The 16,887-nt window shown below is 62.9% G+C and carries 15 protein-coding genes; 12 read left to right on the top strand and 3 right to left on the bottom strand.

Annotation, left to right across the window (positions count from 1 at the left end; genetic code table 11):
* Positions 1–593 precede the first annotated feature (593 nt).
* From pflB to CAP13_RS00275, 8 genes are all read left to right on the top strand, one after another.
* Positions 594–2,711: a formate C-acetyltransferase gene (gene pflB / locus CAP13_RS00310; protein WP_085829695.1), complete on the top strand. Its 2,118-nt coding sequence runs from the start codon at positions 594–596 to the stop codon at positions 2,709–2,711.
* A 90-nt stretch (positions 2,712–2,801) separates the two neighbouring features.
* Complete coding sequence (gene grcA3 / locus CAP13_RS00305) at positions 2,802–3,053, top strand: autonomous glycyl radical cofactor GrcA3 (RefSeq protein ID WP_085829694.1); 252 nt, start codon at positions 2,802–2,804, stop codon at positions 3,051–3,053.
* A 237-nt stretch (positions 3,054–3,290) separates the two neighbouring features.
* Positions 3,291–4,349 (top strand): NAD(P)-dependent alcohol dehydrogenase, encoded by a 1,059-nt coding sequence (locus tag CAP13_RS00300; protein WP_085829693.1) that lies wholly within the window; start codon positions 3,291–3,293, stop codon positions 4,347–4,349.
* Positions 4,350–4,493: 144 nt separating this feature from the next.
* Positions 4,494–5,678, top strand: coding sequence for a GTP-binding protein (locus tag CAP13_RS00295; RefSeq protein ID WP_085829692.1), 1,185 nt, complete (start codon positions 4,494–4,496; stop codon positions 5,676–5,678).
* A gap of 153 nt (positions 5,679–5,831) precedes the next feature.
* Positions 5,832–6,617, top strand: coding sequence for a pyruvate formate-lyase-activating protein (gene pflA / locus CAP13_RS00290; protein ID WP_425429813.1), 786 nt, complete (start codon positions 5,832–5,834; stop codon positions 6,615–6,617).
* 212 nt (positions 6,618–6,829) lie between these two features.
* A complete protein-coding gene (moaA, locus tag CAP13_RS00285; protein ID WP_085829690.1) occupies positions 6,830–7,894 on the top strand; it encodes a GTP 3',8-cyclase MoaA in 1,065 nt (354 codons plus the stop codon).
* A gap of 53 nt (positions 7,895–7,947) precedes the next feature.
* Entirely contained in the window at positions 7,948–9,126 is a 1,179-nt protein-coding gene (gene moaC / locus CAP13_RS00280) for a cyclic pyranopterin monophosphate synthase MoaC (RefSeq protein WP_085829689.1), read from the top strand.
* A gap of 41 nt (positions 9,127–9,167) precedes the next feature.
* A complete protein-coding gene (locus tag CAP13_RS00275) occupies positions 9,168–9,662 on the top strand; it encodes an S-ribosylhomocysteine lyase (RefSeq protein ID WP_085829940.1) in 495 nt (164 codons plus the stop codon).
* A gap of 597 nt (positions 9,663–10,259) precedes the next feature.
* Here CAP13_RS00275 and CAP13_RS00270 read toward each other — a convergent pair.
* The 3 genes from CAP13_RS00270 to CAP13_RS00260 form a co-directional block, all read right to left on the bottom strand.
* Positions 10,260–11,663, bottom strand: coding sequence for a PTS transporter subunit EIIC (locus CAP13_RS00270; protein WP_085829688.1), 1,404 nt, complete (start codon positions 11,661–11,663; stop codon positions 10,260–10,262).
* A gap of 73 nt (positions 11,664–11,736) precedes the next feature.
* Entirely contained in the window at positions 11,737–13,149 is a 1,413-nt protein-coding gene (locus CAP13_RS00265; protein ID WP_085829687.1) for a 6-phospho-beta-glucosidase, read from the bottom strand.
* A 177-nt stretch (positions 13,150–13,326) separates the two neighbouring features.
* Positions 13,327–14,229: a MurR/RpiR family transcriptional regulator gene (locus CAP13_RS00260; protein ID WP_245798838.1), complete on the bottom strand. Its 903-nt coding sequence runs from the start codon at positions 14,227–14,229 to the stop codon at positions 13,327–13,329.
* Between the two features lie 825 nt (positions 14,230–15,054).
* Here CAP13_RS00260 and CAP13_RS00255 point away from each other — a divergent pair.
* From CAP13_RS00255 to CAP13_RS00240, 4 genes are all read left to right on the top strand, one after another.
* Entirely contained in the window at positions 15,055–15,384 is a 330-nt protein-coding gene (locus tag CAP13_RS00255) for a hypothetical protein (protein ID WP_085829685.1), read from the top strand.
* A 15-nt stretch (positions 15,385–15,399) separates the two neighbouring features.
* Positions 15,400–15,585, top strand: a complete 186-nt coding sequence (locus CAP13_RS00250; protein ID WP_245798837.1) for a helix-turn-helix transcriptional regulator — start codon at positions 15,400–15,402, stop codon at positions 15,583–15,585.
* A 688-nt stretch (positions 15,586–16,273) separates the two neighbouring features.
* Positions 16,274–16,585, top strand: coding sequence for an Asp-tRNA(Asn)/Glu-tRNA(Gln) amidotransferase subunit GatC (locus CAP13_RS00245; RefSeq protein WP_085829683.1), 312 nt, complete (start codon positions 16,274–16,276; stop codon positions 16,583–16,585).
* On the top strand, positions 16,585–16,887 hold a 303-nt coding region (locus CAP13_RS00240; protein ID WP_245798836.1), incomplete at its 3' end, for an amidase family protein. The genes CAP13_RS00245 and CAP13_RS00240, both read left to right, overlap by 1 nt.

Below are 16,887 nucleotides of genomic sequence, written 5' to 3'. Positions count from 1 at the left end.
TGCAGCGACTGAGCCACGCACAAGGCGAAAGCTCGGCGGTTTGGTACAGGTTTTGCTCGCTCAGGAGAAAACCTCGTCAGTTTGGTACAGCTTTTCACGCGTGCGTGGAGTATACGGCCTCTGGGTGCTCCTAGATCCGCTGGTCAGGGCGATGCAGTATACCGGGCTACTACGCCCGAACATAAAAACCTGTACCAAACTGACGAGGTTTAGAAGCAGGTAGCTGAAACCCGTACCAAGCCGGCGAGAATTTGAATTGGAAGGCCGGGGCGCGCGCCGGGCTGACCTGCGCGCCGAGCTGACCTGCGTGCCGGGGCCTTTGGCCCCCATCCCCGGCCTCACCCGCGCCAAACCGGCCAGCCTGTCTCGCACACTCGTTCCTTTGAACCCCGCGCACGTGCGTCCGCGCTTATTCGGTGAACGGTGCCGAGCCTAATGTTAGCCCGTGGTATCATTTCCGGGCAGATTTCTGTCGGCATGACCGCACTCTAGGCGGTGCGGCGGCGCTTCCAGCGCCCATGCCGGTTCAACTCAACGGCGGAGCACGGGTTCCGTGGGCCGCACAACGTGACGACAAGGAGCGTGGTCACAGAATGCAGCAGGCATGGGACGGTTTCGAGGGCGGCACCTGGGAGCAGGAGGTTGACGTCCGCGACTTCATCCAAAAGAACTACACCCCGTATGAGGGCGACGACGCCTTCCTCGCCGGGCCGACCGAGCGCACGAAAGACCTGTGGAGCCAGGTCCTCGATCTCCTGCTGAAGGAGCGCGAGCAGGGTGGCGTGCTCGACATGGACACCAAGACGGTCACCGGTATCTGCAGCCATCCGGCGGGCTACATCGACAACGCGCACCCCGACAAGGAGACCATCGTCGGTCTTCAGACGGAGAAGCCGCTCAAGCGCGCCCTGCATGTTAACGGCGGCATCCGCATCTCCGTGCAGGCGGCTGCGCAGCACGGCTACAAGGTCGATGACGAGGTCGTCGAGACCTACACCTACCGCCGCAAGACCCACAACGCAGGCGTTTTCGACGCCTACACCGATGAGATGCGCGCCTGCCGTTCGGCGCATATCATCACGGGCCTGCCCGACGGCTACGGCCGCGGCCGCATCATCGGCGACTACCGCCGTGTCGCCCTCTACGGCGTGGACTACCTCATCCGCGACAAGCAGGCTCAGAAGGCCTCCACGCCCGTCATCATGACCGAGGAGAACATCCGCGATCGCGAGGAGCTGTCCGAGCAGATCCGCGCCCTCGGCGAGCTCAAGATGATGGCCGACTTCTACGGTTACGACATCTCCGGCCCGGCCACCAACACGCAGGAGGCCATCCAGTGGATGTACTTCGCGTTCCTGGCCGCCGTGAAGGAGCAGAACGGCGCCGCGATGTCCATCGGCCGCACGAGCACCTTCATCGACATCTACGCCGAGCGCGACCTCGCCCGCGGCACCTTCACCGAGGAGCAGATTCAGGAGTTCGTCGACCACTTCATCATGAAGCTCCGCATGGTCAAATTCGCCCGTACTCCTGAGTACCAGGCGCTCTTCACCGGCGATCCGCAGTGGGTGACCGAGTCCATCGGCGGCATGGGCGTGGACGGCCGCACGCTCGTCACCAAGATGAGCTTCCGCTACCTGCACACCTTGGAGAACATGGGCACCTCGCCCGAGCCCAACCTCACGGTGCTCTGGAGCACGGCCCTGCCTCAGAACTTCAAGGAGTTCTGCGCCAAGACCTCGATCGCGAGCTCGTCGATCCAGTACGAGAACGACGATCTCATGCGCGTCTACCACGGCGACGACTACGCGATCGCCTGCTGCGTGTCCTCGATGCGCGTGGGCAAGGAGATGCAGTTCTTCGGCGCCCGTGCGAACCTGGCGAAGTGCCTGCTCTACGCGCTGAACGGCGGCGTCGACGAGGTCTCCAAGAAGCAGGTCGGTCCGAAGTACCGCGTGGTCGAGGGCGACACCCTCGATTTCGACGACGTCATGCAGAAGTACGAGGACATGATGAAGTGGCTGGCGGGCGTCTACGTGAACTCGCTGAACATCATCCACTACATGCACGACAAGTACTGCTACGAGCGGATTCAGATGGCGCTCCACGACAAGCACGTGCACCGTTGGTTCGCCACGGGCATCGCGGGCCTCTCCGTTGTGGCGGACTCGCTCTCGGCGATCAAGTACGCCAAGGTGCACCCCGTCCGCGATGAGGACGGCGTCATCGTCGACTTCGAGATCGAGGGCGACTTCCCGAAGTACGGCAACGACGACGACCGTGTAGACGCCCTCGCGCACGACATCGTGCACCGTTTCATGGAGTTCATCCGCATGAACGACACCTACCGCAACTCCGTGCCCACCACCTCGGTGCTGACGATCACCTCGAACGTGGTCTACGGCAAGAAGACCGGCGCCACCCCCGACGGCCGCGCCGCCGGTGTGCCCTTCGCCCCGGGTGCGAACCCCATGCACAAGCGCGACAGCCACGGTGCCATCGCCTCGCTGTCCTCCGTCTCCAAGCTGCCGTTCCGCGACGCGCAGGACGGCATCTCCAACACCTTCTCCATCGTGCCGGGTGCGCTCGGCAAGGACGGCGAGGTCATGTTCAACGAGATCGACCTCGATGACATCCTCATCGAGAACCCGGTCGACTGCGCCTGCGCAGCCGACGCCTCGGCGCCTGCGGGTGCCGTGGACGGCGAGTAGCCGCAGCGCACGTTTCAGCACACGCGGTGCCGGCAGTTCCCGGGGCGAGTCCGTCCCGCTGCCGGCGCCCATCCCCACAAGGAGGAACCCATGAAGGTCCAGGACGTACCCCAGGCCCAGGCTGATAACCTGGTCGGCATGCTCGACGCGTACGCTGAGAAGGGCGGTCACCACCTGAACGTCAACGTGTTCAACCGCGACACCCTGCTCGACGCCCAGGAGCATCCCGAGAAGTACCCGCAGCTCACCATCCGCGTGTCGGGCTATGCGGTGAACTTCCACACCCTCACCCGCGAGCAGCAGGACGAGGTCATCGCCCGCACGTTCCACCACAGCATGTAGTGCGAACAACCAGGTAGATCGCCATCAAGGGCGGCTCCTTATCTCATTGGGATAAGAAGCCGCCCTATTTGTATAAAAAATGTCAACTTATGGCCGTTTATCCCCCTGGGCCCACCGTTCGGCAGAACCCCTCCGTCACCCACGGGGGTCCTCAGGGAAAATGTGGTTGAGGCCTCCTAGCGAGGCCCTGTCTTGTGGTGCCAACCGAGGGCACCGACCCGATGAGAAGGGAACCTTATGAAGGGTTACGCAATGCTCAGGATCGGCGAATCCGGCTGGATCGAGAAGGAGGTCCCCGCCTGCGGCCCGATGGATGCCATCGTCAAGCCGCTCGCCGTTGCGATCTGCACGTCCGATGTCCATACGCTGTGGGAGGGCGCCATCGGCGACCGCCACAACATGATCCTCGGCCACGAGGGCTGCGGCGAGGTCGTCGAGGTCGGCGAGCTCGTGAAGGATTTCAAGCCCGGCGATCGCGTGCTCGTGCCCGCCATTACCCCCGACTGGAACTCCCTCGAGGCCCAGGCCGGGTACTCCATGCACTCCGGCGGCATGCTCGCCGGTTGGAAGTTCTCCAACTTCAAGGACGGCGTCTTCTCCGAGTTCTTCCACGTGAACGACGCGGACGGCAACCTCGCCCTGCTGCCCGAGAACATCAACCCGGTTGACGCCTGCATGCTCTCTGACATGGTCCCCACCGGTTTCCACGGCGTCGAGCTCGCCGACGTCCAGTTCGGTGACACCGTGCTCGTGATCGGCATCGGACCCGTGGGCCTCATGAGCGTGGCCGGCGCCGCCCTGCGCGGTGCGTCCCGCATCATCGCCGTGGGCACCCGTCCCAAGTGCGTCGAGGCCGCGCGCGGCTACGGTGCCACGGAGTTCATCTCCTACAAGGACGGCCCCATCGCCGAGCAGGCCCTCGCCATGACCGACGGCAAGGGCGTCGACCGCGTGATCGTGGCCGGCGGCGGCGTCGAGACCTTCGAGGACGCCGTCAAGGCGCTCAAACCCGGTGGTAAGATCGGCAACGTCAACTACCTCGGCAACGGCGAGTTCGTCACGATCCCGCGCGTCGAGTGGGGCGTCGGCATGGGCCACAAGGACATCCGTGGCGGCCTCATGCCCGGTGGCCGCCTGCGCATGGAGAAGCTCGGTGCCCTCGTGGCCTCCGGCCGCCTGGACGTCTCCCCGCTGGCCAGCCATGTCTTCCACGGCTGGGACCACCTCGAGGAGGCGCTGTTCCTCATGCGCGACAAGCCGGCTGACCTCATCAAGCCGGTCGTCGTGATCGATTAGCACGGTTGAATCGGGGCCCTGCGGGTCCCATGCTCGCATTGTCAGGGCTGCGGACGGGATCTCGGTTCCGTCCGCAGCCCTCTGCTCACGGGCGGGTGCGCTCTGTGCCCGCGCGATGCGATGCCCCACAGCGGAAGGACGAACATGCGCATCCTGGTGGTCTCGGGCTTTCTCGGGGCGGGGAAGACGACCTTCATCCAAGAGCTTGCTCGCCGGTCGGGTCGCGATTTCGTGGTCTATGAGAACGAGTACGGCCAGGCCGATATCGATGCCCAGGTGCTCGCTCAGACCGACGAGCTCTCCGTCTGGGAGAGCACGGAGAACTGCATCTGCTGCACGGGCAAGCAGGACTTCGCCACGGCGGTGCTGACGATCTCGAACACCCTTGATCCGGCCTATCTGGTGGTGGAGCCCACTGGCGTGGCGCGGCTCTCGAGTGTGCTCGACAACGTGCGCCAGGTGAGCTACGAGCGCATCGCGCTCCTCGAGCCGCTCGCCATCGTGGATGCCACCGCATGGGTGCGCCAGCGCGAGCGCTTCCAGGACATCTACCTCGATCAGGTGCGGACCGCCCCGGTGGTGGTCGTGTCGAAGGCGCAGCTGGCCGGTGTGGGGGAGCTTGAGGAGGTTGTGGCTTGGGTGCGCTCGGTGAACCCCGATGCCCGCATAGAGGCGCGGCCTTGGGACGAGCTCGAGGACGCGTGGTTCAGTGAGCTGCTCACGCACGCCCTCGATCCGGGTGCGGCCGCCCCCGCTGAGGAGGCTGATGCTGCCGAGGACGCGTTCGAGAGCCTGTCGCTCTCCGGTATCGAGCTGCCGACGGAGAACCATTTGATCTGGTTTCTGGATGCCCTCTCTGCCGGGGTGTTCGGGGAGATCGTTCGCGCGAAGGGGATGCTCCGTGCCGGCGGGCAGCGCCTGCGTTTCGATATGGTCGACCGCATGTGGTCTGTCACCGGGGCCGAGGACCCTGAAGGGGAGGCTTCCGACGAGGGCACGGGCGACGGGGGCAAAGCTGCTGCGAGCGATGCGGGCGTCGGCGTCTTCATCGGACCGACGATCCATCGACCGTGGCTACGTGAGGCGCTGTTGCCGCTTGTGCGGGAGGCTGTTGCCGCAGGCAACGCCCGCGCGGCCCTTGACGAGGGTAATGACGTGCGCGGACACGATTATAGCGGGCATGGTGAACACGAGCACGAGCACGATGGCATTTGCGAGCACGGGTGCGATGACGCATGCGCATGCGGGCACGGGCACGGGCACGGCGGCGATGATTCAAGTGATTACGGATGCAGCCACGAACATGGGCACGACGTCGTGCGCTTGTGACTCCGCACACCACTGCCCCCGATAATTAACACCATCAAGTCGCATATCTCCTGTCTCGATTGGCGTCGCTGGGGTAGGGTAGGGGCCTACAGAAAAGACCGGCGCCCATAGCCTCGTGGGTGCTGTGGGGCGCGGGAGGTTGCCATGGCCAAGATGGCGTTCACAGAGGATCCCTATCTGGCGACGAGCGCCTACTCGCTCGGCCGGCTCCATTCCGTCGAGACCATGGGCACCGTTGACGGCCCGGGTATCCGGTTCGTGGCGTTCACGCAGGGCTGTCCCATGCGATGCGCCTATTGCCACAACCCGGACACCTGGGATGTCAACGCGGGCGAACCGGTGAGCGTCGAGTACCTGGTCGAGCAGTTCGAGAGCAACCGCTCCTTTTACAAGACGGGCGGCGTGACGGTCTCGGGCGGGGAGCCCCTCCTACAGCCGGAGTTCCTCGCTGACTTCTTCCAGGCCATGCACGAGCAGCCGCGGGGGCGGGTGCATACCTGCCTCGACAGCTGCGGATACGCGTTCGATCCGTCCCACCCCGAGCGCTTCGACGCCCTCCTGCGTGAGACGGATCTCGTACTGCTCGACATCAAGCACAGCGACCCCGAGGGGCATCGGCGCCTGACGGGCCGCTCCTTCGAGCGGATTCTCGCGTTCGGCGACGAGCTGGCGCGGCGCGGCATCAAAGTGATTATCCGACACGTGGTGGTCCCTGGCATCACTGATACCGTGGAGGAATGCGAGGAGCTCGGCCGCCTGATCGGCCCCTGGCGCAACGTGGTCGGCTTGGAGCTCTTGCCGTACCACACGATGGGCGTGGCCAAATACGAGCAGCTGGGTTTGGCGTACCGGCTCGCTGATGTTCCCCCGATGGACAAAGAGCGCATCCCGGAGCTTCGCCGGGCGGTGCTGCGCGGCATGAAGCGCGCGCGAGGCTGAGGCCTGGTAACGCTTGCTGTAGAAGCCGGCTCCGTGCCTCCGTCTCGTTCGCCTCGGTGTCGTGTCCCTGTCATACGTTTTTCACTGTCGCCGGCATCGCTGCACGTCAGGCGCGTTGGCACCGCGCTCGCTGACATCTCGTATGCGTGCCCCGGCTGTTTAGCGTTACTATGCTCTCACGAGAATAGTCGGCAGCATGCGAAAGGGGTGCCATGGCTCGTGATCAGCGGCGCGATGCCTTCGGGCGCGAGATCTCCTATCTGCGCATCGCGGTCACCGACAAATGCAATTTCCGCTGCGTGTACTGCATGCCGAAGGACGGCGTGGCCCCGCGTGCCCACGGCGAGCTGCTCACCGTGGAGGAGATGGCCCATTTCGTTGCGCTTGCGGCGGGGGAGGGCATCCGCCGGGTGCGCCTCACCGGCGGCGAGCCGCTCGTCTCGAACCGTCTGCTCCCCCTCATGCGCGCCATCCGCGCGATTCCCGAGATAGAGGACATCTCGCTGACCACCAACGGGGCCCTGCTCCCCAAGCTTGCGCCCGAGCTCAAGAAGGCCGGCCTCAACCGGGTGAACATCTCCCTCGACACCCTCGACGCGGCGCAGTTCGTCCAGATCACGCGCCTAGGGCGCCTCGAGCAGACCCTGCGTGGTATCGACGCCGCTCTGACCTGGGGATTCACACCAGTGAAGGTCAACTGCGTGGTGGTTAGACGGCTTGGGCAGGACGTCTTCGGCCTCGCGCGGCTCTCAGTCGACCGCCCCATTCACCTGCGCTTCATCGAGTACATGCCCATCGGCGACGAAAGCGCCCGCAACCTGCATGCGGCTGATGCGGCCTCCGGCGAGGACGGCGGCCTGCGCCCGGATCAGTGGGATGCGAGCGACACCGTCCCCTCGTCGGAGCTGCGGGACCGTATCAACGCGGCCGCGCGCGCCGCGAGTCTCGGTGAGCTCGAGCCCCTCGCCGAGACCGACGCCCCCTCAGGCGCCGGTCCCGCCCGCTACTGGCGCTTCCCGGGCGCCGCGGGAACCGTGGGCTTCATCTCGGCGATGTCGAACCATTTCTGCAGTGCCTGCAACCGGGTGCGCTTGACCGCCGATGGTGCAATCAGGCCCTGCCTGTTCAGCGATACCGAGTACCAGCTCCGCGATGCCCTGCGCGCCGGCGATGATGCCCGTGTGCTCGAGACCTACCGCGCGGCCGTCGCCCATAAGCCTGAGGAACATGAGGTCATCGAAGGCACCGCGCGCGCGATGTCGCAGATCGGCGGCTGAGGCCCGCCGATCGGCCGCGTGGTACCATGACGGCAGCTGAATCGGAGGAGCACATGGCAGATACGAACACCCCGGCCCCGCGCGACGCCTACCGCGATGAGCTCACGCATGTTGATGCGAAGGGCGAGGTGCGGATGGTCGACGTCTCCGAGAAAGACGAGACGCGACGCATCGCCATCGCCGAGGGGACGATTCTCATGCACCCGGAGACCCAGGCCATGGTGCTTGAGGACCGCGCCAAGAAGGGCGACGTTCTCGCCTGTGCCCGGGTAGCCGGTGTCATGGCCTGCAAGCGCACGAGCGACCTCATCCCGATGTGCCATCCGCTTATGATCACGAAGGCAAAGGTCGAGATAGACCCGATTCCCGCAGCGGGGGAGGGCTCCCGTTCTGACGCCCGCGTGGGTTTTCATGTGACGGTGACCTGCGGCGTCACCGGCAAGACCGGGATCGAGATGGAAGCGCTCACCGGGGCTTCGGTGGCCTGCCTCACGATCTACGACATGTGCAAGGCTGTGGACCGTGGCATGGAGATCGTCGATGTGCGCCTGCTGCGCAAGGAAGGCGGTCACTCGGGGCTGTGGGAGCGGGATGCGGCGGTGGGTTTCGCGGAGGGTGCGGACGTGCCTGCTCTTGCTGGGGGGCACGGTGCCGATGAATCCGGTGAGCCGTCTGTGTCGGACAGCGCGGGCGAACCGTCTCATCACCCCGCACCCGCCCTCGCCTTCATCGGTTACCAGAACTCGGGCAAGACGACCCTCGTCGAGAAGGTCATCGCCGAGCTCACGGCGCGTGGGCTCCGGGTGGGATCGCTCAAGCACCATGGGCACCACGGGTTCGACATCGACGTGCCTGGCAAGGACTCCTGGCGCCATGCCCAGGCGGGCAGCCGGCATGTGGGGCTCGTCTGTGCGACGCGGGTGGCCGAGTACGCAGACACGGATGCCGAGGTGCCCGTCTCGGAGCTGCTGAGCCACTATACGGACGTTGATGTGGTGATTGTCGAGGGCTACAAGGCAGCTGGCCTGCCCAACGTGGTGGTGGCACGCTCCGGGGTCGATCGCCTGCGCGGCCAGAGCTCGCTTGACCTTGTGGACGACGGCACGGTGGCCATCGCCTGCAACGACGTGATGGCGTCGCGGGTGCAGCTCGCCCTGCCGGTTCTCGACATCAACGATGCCCGGCAGGTTGCCGATACGGTCGAGGCCTGGCTTGAGGATCGGCGCCGGTAGCCTGCACCATGAATATGAGAGGGGATGCGTCCATGTCTGATATGGAGAAGATCGCAAGCTTCACGGTGAACCACCTGACGCTCATGCCGGGCGTCTACGTGTCACGGCGTGACACCGACCCGGTGACGGGCGCGGTTGTCACGACCTTCGACCTGCGCCTCACGGCACCCAATCGGGAGCCGGTCATGAACACCGCTGAGTGCCATACCATCGAGCATCTGGGGGCGACGTTCCTGCGCAATCACGCCATCTGGTCGAAGCGGGTGGTGTACTTTGGACCCATGGGCTGTCGAACCGGGTTTTACCTGGTGGTGTTCGGTGAGGTGGAGAGCGAGGAGATCTTGCCGCTCGTATGCGAGCTCTTCGAGTTCGTACGCGACTTCACCGGGGAGATCCCCGGGGCGAAGGCAGACGAATGCGGCAACTACCTGGACCAGAACCTGCCCATGGCGAGCTGGCTTGCGAAACGCTACCTCGAACGCGACCTCTCGCTCGCGTTGGCTGGCGACGAGACCCGCCTGATGTACCAGCCCTAGGGGGCTGTCCTGCTGGCCGGACCGCAGTGTGGCCTGAGCGCGCGAGTTAGGTGACAGACCCCGCGCCGTTGCTGCCGATGGTGCGAGAACGCCGTGGTCGTGATGCGCTGCTGCACCTTGCCAAGGTGGAACTCACGCGTATGTGCAGGTGGCGAGATCCACACGGAGGCCCAATCCTAGGCGGAAATCCTTGTAGGCGTCCCGTCGGCCGGATATCTGACAGTGCCTGTTGGCAAACCTCGCGCCTTTGGTACAGGTTTCACCGCCCTGTGCGCAAACCTCCTCAGTTTGGTACGGGTTTTCGTGACACGGTGCAGTAGAGGGAAAAGCGGAGGCCCTCCCACCTGCGATTTCGAAGGTGGGAGGGCCTCGTCCACTCGGGCATCAGGGCAAAACCTGTACCAAACTGAGGAGGTTTATCTCTACGAGTCCAGAACCCGTACCAAAGGCGCGAGGTTTGCAGTGCGCTGCACAAACTCACACGGGCCAAGAGACTTGGGGCGCGAGCATGATTCGCCGAGAAGGAGCAGCCTATGCGGGCCAAGGGGTCCAGGGGGGGGCGAATCACGCGCGGGCCATCCGGTAGCAGTGGATTCCTTACGCCCCAAGCGCTTCCATGGGGTCATCGACGGTCTGCTCGGCGGGGATATCTTCGAACCCGATGAACCACATGACCGCAAAGGTGATCACGAATGAAATCGCGCAGGAGATGAGCGCGTTGATGACGTTCATCGGATCGGGGCCCACGTAGAGGCCGATGGCCGCAAGGCCCGCACCGCCGCCACCGAAACGGAGCACGCCGGTGACGCCTGCGTAAAGTCCGCCAAGACCGCCACCGATCGCCATGGCGATCAGCGGTCGCTTAAGGCGCAGGTTGACACCGAACAGCGCGGGCTCAGTGACGCCGAGCAGAGCCGTGACACCAGACGAAACGGCAAGCTGGCGGAAATCGCGGTTGCGTGTTTTCAGGGCCACACAGAGCGCTGCGGCTCCCTGCGCGATGTTGGACGGCAGGTTGCCCGGGCCGATGATCGTCTCATAGCCGAGCGCGGACAGCGAGTTCACATAGGCGGGCAGCAGGCTGTAGTGCATGCCGGTCATGACAAGGAAGGGCATGAAGGCGCCGATGACGGTGGGCAGGACCCAGGGCGCGACGTTTTGGATGCTGAGGAGTACCGAGACGAGTCCGTCGCCGATGACGCTGCCGAGGGGCCCGAGGACGCAGAAGGAGATCGGCGCCATGATGAGCAGCGAGAGCAGCGGCTTCGCGATGAATGTGATCACCGATGGGACGATCTTCCCCACAAACCGTTCGACATAGGAGTACGCCCAGATGATCAACAGGATCGGGATGACCGATGACGAGTAGGTCACGATGCGCACGGGAAGGCCGATGACGCTCACGATGTCGCCGCTCTCACCAAGGGCTGAGAACTGGGGGTGCAGCAGCATGGCGCCGAGCAGCATAGACATAAACATATTGCAGCGGAATTTGCGCGCCGCTGAGGCCGCGAGGTAGATGGGCAGGAAATAATATCCCGCATCGGCGATGAAGCTCAGGAAGTAGTAGAGCTGGCTCTCGGGGTCGATCAGGGCGAAGAGCTTCAAGATGGAAAGCAGGGCCTTGATCATGCCGACGCCGGCGATGACGGGCATGATCGGGGAGAAGATGCCCGCGATGGTGTCGAGCACGCGGTTGACGACGCCCTTGCGCTCACCGCTCTCCGCCACCATGCCCTTTCCCGCGTCGGCGCGCACCGCGCCGAGCTGGATCAGGGCGTCGTACATGGCGCCGACGGTCTGGCCGATGATGACCTGAAACTGCCCGCCCTGGTCGACGACACCGAGCACACCGGGGATGGCCTTGACGGCCTCCTCGTCCACGCGGTCCTTTGTAACCAGGGTGAAACGCAACCTGGTCACGCAGTGCGTCAGTCCCTCGATGTTATCCGGTCCGCCCACGGCGTCCAATATCTGCTGTGCGATCTCCTGCGTAGACATACGGTTCCCTTCTTTCGTTTCTTCTTGATGCTGTCATATAAGACGACTCGTGCGATCCTGTCTGTGTCGTTCCCTACAGCGGCGATATGTCCGCTCCGTTGGTCGCGATGACGCGTCGGTACCAGGAGAATGACTTCTTCCGCGTCCGCGCCAGGGTGCCATGCCCCTCGTCATCTTTGTCAACATAGATGAAGCCATAACGTTTGCGCATCTCCCCGGTCCCAACGGACACGATGTCGATCGGTCCCCAGCTGGTGTAGCCGATGACGTCCACGAAATCGAGTTCGACCGCTGCTTTGAGCGCCTCGATATGGCTGCTGAGGTAGGAGATGCGGTAATCATCCTCGATGATGCCGTCGCGATTGGGGGTGTCGATGGCCCCGAGGCCATTTTCAACGACGAACAGCGGCATCTGATAGCGGTCGTAGAGTTCGTTCAGGCCGATGCGCAGCCCCATCGGGTCGATGGGCCAGTCCCATGCGCTGCGCTCAAGATAGGGGTTGTCCCGTTTGACGCCGATGCGGTCATCACCCGTGCTTGAGGCCACGGATGAGAAGTAGTAGCTGAGTGCGATGAAGTCGACCGTGCCGGCAGCCAGCAGTTCGCAGTCCCCTTTCTCGAAGGGAATCCCAGCGACGCCGAGGCGCTTGAGCTGGGCACGGCAGAGATTCGTGTAGCGCCCGCGGCATATGACATCGGTGTAGTAGTAGTCCGGCATCATATGGAACCGCTGGGCCAAGACGTCGCGCGGGTCACAAGTCCTCGCGTAGGTCGTCGGGTACTGCACCATGCACCCGATCTTGAAAGCCGGGTTCACCTCATGCCCAATCTGGACTGCCCGGGCGCTCGCCAGGAGCATATGGTGGCTGGCGCGGACCTTAACCTCCTCGGCCCGTTCACCCGGTTGCAGACGGATACCCGCTTGGTGGTACGGTTCCGCCTGGTTCATCGTCTCGTTGATCTCGTTGAACGTCATCCAGTAGGTGACCTTGTCGCGGTACCGACGGAAGACCGTCTCGGCGAATCGGGCGAAGTGGTCGATGAGCGCCCGATTGCGCCAGGACCCGTATTCCTGGACGAGGTGCAGCGGGGTCTCGTAATGACTAAGCGTCACCACGGGCTGGATGCCGTGCGCCAGCAGCTCATCGAAGACATGGTCGTAGAAGGCGAGGCCCTCCTCGTTGGGTTCGGCCTCATCGCCGTTGGGGAAGATCCGCGGCCAGTTGATGGAGAGGCGAAAGCAGGTGAACCCCATCTCGGCCATGAGGGCGATGTCCTCACGGTAGCGGTGGTAGAAGTCGATGCCCTCGTGGCTCGGATAGTAGGATCCTGCATGCACCGCGTCATGGATCTCCCGGGGGACGCCATGGCGCGACCCCATCTCCACGTCGGCGATGGAGAGACCTTTGCCCCCGGCGAGGTACGCCCCCTCCATCTGGTTCGCGGCGGTTGCTCCGCCCCATAGGAAATCATCTGGCAACGCCATGCCGGCCTCCCGTTCTCGGTTATGTGCCCGCATTCAGATATACCGGGCGGCCAGTCGAGGTGGAAGGGCTTGGCGGATGCTGGGAACGGCGTTTCTCAGATCCGGGCCATCGACAGCCCGGAAGCGAAATCGCGTTTCCAATCGGATGGACGGTTTGAAATGGCCGGCGAGCGGTTTTTACCGCGCCGCTTCCGGTCCTGTGCGCCCTTGCGGCACGGAACCATCCACATCTGTGGGGGTCGGCATGATGAGGGGGCTATCAGAGTGTCGACCGGATTCAAGCTGCCTGGTGAAAGCGAGCTTGCGCCGGTAGTTGCCGTCGTAGTCGAGGAGGAATACCGAGGAGTACAAGATGTCGAGTAGCAGGTTCACAGACACGTGCGTACTGAAGTCGGCCGTGTTCTCGAAGAGCCGCTCGCGGGTCGAGAGCGTGAGCTTGCAGTCGGCGAGCGCGGTGAGGGAGTTCTCGCCATATGAGGTGAGCGCCAGGATCGGGACATGGCGGCCCCGGCAGATCTCGGCGACGGTGAGGATCTTCTCCGTCTCCCCCGAATAGGAGATGAGGATCGCAAGGTCATCGGGGGTCAGGCAGTTTGCCTCATAGAGCTGGTAGTTCAAGTTGCTCGAAAGCGACACCCGGCGGCCGATCTTCAGCATCTTCTCGCGGAAGGACTCCGCTTGGTTGAGTGCGGTTCCGAAGGAGAGCACCTGCACGCGATGGCAGCGGTCGAGCAGGCGGGTTGCCTTCTGCAGGTCTCGGTACCGCAGGAGAGACATGGTGTCCTCGATGGTCTGCGCATGGAGCTGGGCGATCCGATTGGCCGTCCGCATCCCGGTGTCTTCCTTGGTGAAGGGGAAGTTCGCGTCGACCTCATCGGCGCGCTGCTCAAGGTAGTGGTGCTCAGCGAGAAGCTTCTCCTTGAACTCGTTGAAGCCGGAGAACCCGAGTTTCTTGCAGAGGCGCACCACGGTGGCAGGGGAGGTGTATGTCGCATCGGAGAGGTCGCGCGTGGAGTAACGGGCGAGGTCGCGTCCGTGCGCAAGCAGGTAGTCGGCGATGCTCGCCTCGGCAACCGACATGTCTTTTCGGGCGGCAAGCTTCTCTCTGATGAGCATGGGTGCCTTTCGACGGATGTGGGCGCGGGAACGAAGCGCGTTGATGCCGATTGTACGCGAAGGCTGTGATTAAGATGCGTCGCCGCGCCGCGCCGAGGTGGGGCTCGCTCGCCTTGCCAGGTGACGAGACTCGCCTGGCATTCCAGCTCTAGGTGGATACCCCAGCGGGCGCATTGCCGTCCAGGTGCTGACAGCGTCGGTTGGTGAACCTCGCGCCCTTGGTACGGGTTTTACCGTTCTGCGCGCAAACCTCCTCAGTTTGGTACAGGTTTTGTCCCGATGTCCGAGTAGGCGAGGTCTTTCCACCTGGGAAATCGCAGGTGAAAGGGCCGTTGCGTTTCCTGCTACGTTGCTGTGCCGCGAAAACCTGTACCAAACTGAGGAGGTTTGTTCCCGCGGGTGCAGAACCCGTACCAAGGTCGCGAGGTTTGCTGCGTTCCGCACAAGCTGTATGGGCATTGGAGCCCGGCCTGAAGAAGATCACGAGGGTCTCGTTGAGAAAGCGAAGCTGCGCGATCCAGGGGGTGGCTTCGAAACCTGTGCCGCGCGCCTGGACATAGCAAAGAGGGGCACGGAAACGATGGAGGCCCGTCGCTCTATGACGGTATGTGGGCGTAGGCTTGATGCATAGCCCTAACGGGTCGATCGGCTGGCACCCCAGCGTCCAAAAATATTATCGGCAGAATGTCAAAAACTTTTGACATTCCCGTTTCGGCCAGTATAATCAAAAATGTAAAAAGATCTTGACATCAAAGATCTCAGTTACATCTCTGCGGGAAGGAACATGCTATGAAGAAGATGGATGAGATGGATAGGAACATCCAGCTGCGTTCGGAGGAGCTGGGCTATAAAGCCGTGCTAATAGCCCTGTGCGCATGGGCGCTGTTCAACGTGTATCAGACACGTGCGAACGGTGCGCAATTCGAAATACTTCCTTGTTTAATCCTGTGTCTCGCTGTGAGCGTGCAGGGGTTCTCGCAGCTCGCGATGAAGACAAAAATGATCGACGGCGATGAAGAATACAAAGAGCCAAATCAATTTGCCCAGGCAGTCCTCGTAGCCGTCGTATCTATCGTGGTTATCTTGTCCGTTGGCATGTATCTTTTTCTGAAATGGTAATGCTCTATGAGGAACATGATCAAGCAATTAAGAAAGGACGCGGGGTTGCGTCAGGAAGATATGGCGAATGAGCTGGGTGTAAGCCGACAGACGATCATCGCCATTGAGAATGACAAATACAATCCCTCGCTTGAGCTCGCAATGAAGATGGCGAAACTTCTGAACCTCCATGTAGATGAGATATTCTTCTTGGATGCGTAGGAAGCGCGGCAAGTTGTAAGCCATCAGATGAATGCAAAATGCCTTTTCATTCCATACAAACGAGTGCGTGAGGCTTGTTGTGTGGAACGCCTGGCGATGCTGACGTAGATTGCCTCGAGACGAACGTAACTGATGCCGTCAACGATCACGCCGCCAACGATTGCTGCGAGGTGGGCGCGCCCGCGCTGTCGAAGATCGCCGTGTGCGCATCTCGCCTCACCGAGGTGGATATTAGCCGGTTTGGCGTGGGTTCTCGCATTGCCAGGAATAGTCTCGTCAGTTTAGTGTGGGTTCTTGGCTTCCCCTGACGTAGCAGACCTTTTTCAACTTGCGAAATAGCAGGTACAGAGCGTAAGGCCATTCGCTCTACCTTGCGTTATGTCGAAAACCCACACCAAACCGACGAGTTTTTTTCAGCCGAATGCACAACCCACACCAAACCGGAGAAAATCGTCCGCACGGTTTTGGAGATGACGGCAACACGCGCTCGCGCCCGGATATCCGGGCTGCCCGCGCCCACATCCCGCAGCGCGAATGTCTTGCGACAGCGTGCGTAGGCCTAGACAGACCCTCGCCCCATCCGACTCGTTAAAACCTCGTACCGCTCCGGCCCCGGGTGCGTGCGTCATCTGCTCCCACCTATAATGAGGAGCCTATAGATCGCAGTATGGAATCGGAAGGGAGTGCCATGGCACTCAGCGAAGACGAGGTCCGCGACCTCGCGGTGTACGCGCATATCGCCTTGGAGCCCGATGAGCTCATCGAGATGACTGCATACCTGAACGACGCCATCCAGGTGATCGAGCCGATTGAGCGATATCTCGATGAGGATATCTCCCCAATGTTCCATCCTACGGGAGCCCTCGCGAACGTGATGCGCGAGGATATTGTGGACGCTGAGCGCGCCCTCGACCTTGATGACGCTCTTGAGAATGCCGGCGCCTTTCGAGACCGCATGTTCCGCGTTCCCTCCATCCTGGGGGAAGGGGGTGAGTCCTGATGACGCTCAACCTGGATTCCCTGACCGCAGCTGACATCGCAGCAGGCGTTCGCGCGGGCACGTTCACTGCTACCGAGATCGCGAACGCGGCACTTGCCGCCATCGAGACGCGCGATGACGCCATCGGCGCGTACCTGCAGGTCACCCCTGACCTTGCCCTCGCCGCCGCAGCCCGCATCGACGAGGCCCGCGCCGCCGGAGACGAGCTGCCCCCGCTCGCCGGCGTCCCCCTCGCCATGAAGGACAACCTGAACCTGGTCGGCACCCGCACGACCTGCGCCTCCCGGATGCTCGAGACCTAT

Source organism: Collinsella vaginalis (assembly GCF_900176655.1).
GTDB lineage: Bacteria > Actinomycetota > Coriobacteriia > Coriobacteriales > Coriobacteriaceae > Collinsella > Collinsella vaginalis.
The sequence above is the reverse complement of the archived record's forward strand: the minus strand, read 5'-3'. Positions and strand labels throughout refer to the sequence as shown.

Excerpts from the sequence above, each read along its gene's own strand:
- CAP13_RS00270 (WP_085829688.1), bottom strand. The coding sequence starts at position 11,663 with ATGTCTACGCAGGAGATCGCACAGCAGATATTGGACGCCGTGGGCGGA.
- CAP13_RS00295 (WP_085829692.1), top strand. The coding sequence starts at position 4,494 with ATGCGCATCCTGGTGGTCTCGGGCTTTCTCGGGGCGGGGAAGACGACC.
- pflB (WP_085829695.1), top strand. The coding sequence starts at position 594 with ATGCAGCAGGCATGGGACGGTTTCGAGGGCGGCACCTGGGAGCAGGAG.
- CAP13_RS00255 (WP_085829685.1), top strand. The coding sequence starts at position 15,055 with ATGAAGAAGATGGATGAGATGGATAGGAACATCCAGCTGCGTTCGGAG.
- moaA (WP_085829690.1), top strand. The coding sequence starts at position 6,830 with ATGGCTCGTGATCAGCGGCGCGATGCCTTCGGGCGCGAGATCTCCTAT.
- grcA3 (WP_085829694.1), top strand. The coding sequence starts at position 2,802 with ATGAAGGTCCAGGACGTACCCCAGGCCCAGGCTGATAACCTGGTCGGC.
- pflA (WP_425429813.1), top strand. The coding sequence starts at position 5,832 with ATGGCGTTCACAGAGGATCCCTATCTGGCGACGAGCGCCTACTCGCTC.
- CAP13_RS00265 (WP_085829687.1), bottom strand. The coding sequence starts at position 13,149 with ATGGCGTTGCCAGATGATTTCCTATGGGGCGGAGCAACCGCCGCGAAC.
- moaC (WP_085829689.1), top strand. The coding sequence starts at position 7,948 with ATGGCAGATACGAACACCCCGGCCCCGCGCGACGCCTACCGCGATGAG.
- CAP13_RS00300 (WP_085829693.1), top strand. The coding sequence starts at position 3,291 with ATGAAGGGTTACGCAATGCTCAGGATCGGCGAATCCGGCTGGATCGAG.
- CAP13_RS00250 (WP_245798837.1), top strand. The coding sequence starts at position 15,400 with ATGATCAAGCAATTAAGAAAGGACGCGGGGTTGCGTCAGGAAGATATG.
- CAP13_RS00245 (WP_085829683.1), top strand. The coding sequence starts at position 16,274 with ATGGCACTCAGCGAAGACGAGGTCCGCGACCTCGCGGTGTACGCGCAT.
- CAP13_RS00260 (WP_245798838.1), bottom strand. The coding sequence starts at position 14,229 with ATGTCGGTTGCCGAGGCGAGCATCGCCGACTACCTGCTTGCGCACGGA.
- CAP13_RS00275 (WP_085829940.1), top strand. The coding sequence starts at position 9,168 with ATGGAGAAGATCGCAAGCTTCACGGTGAACCACCTGACGCTCATGCCG.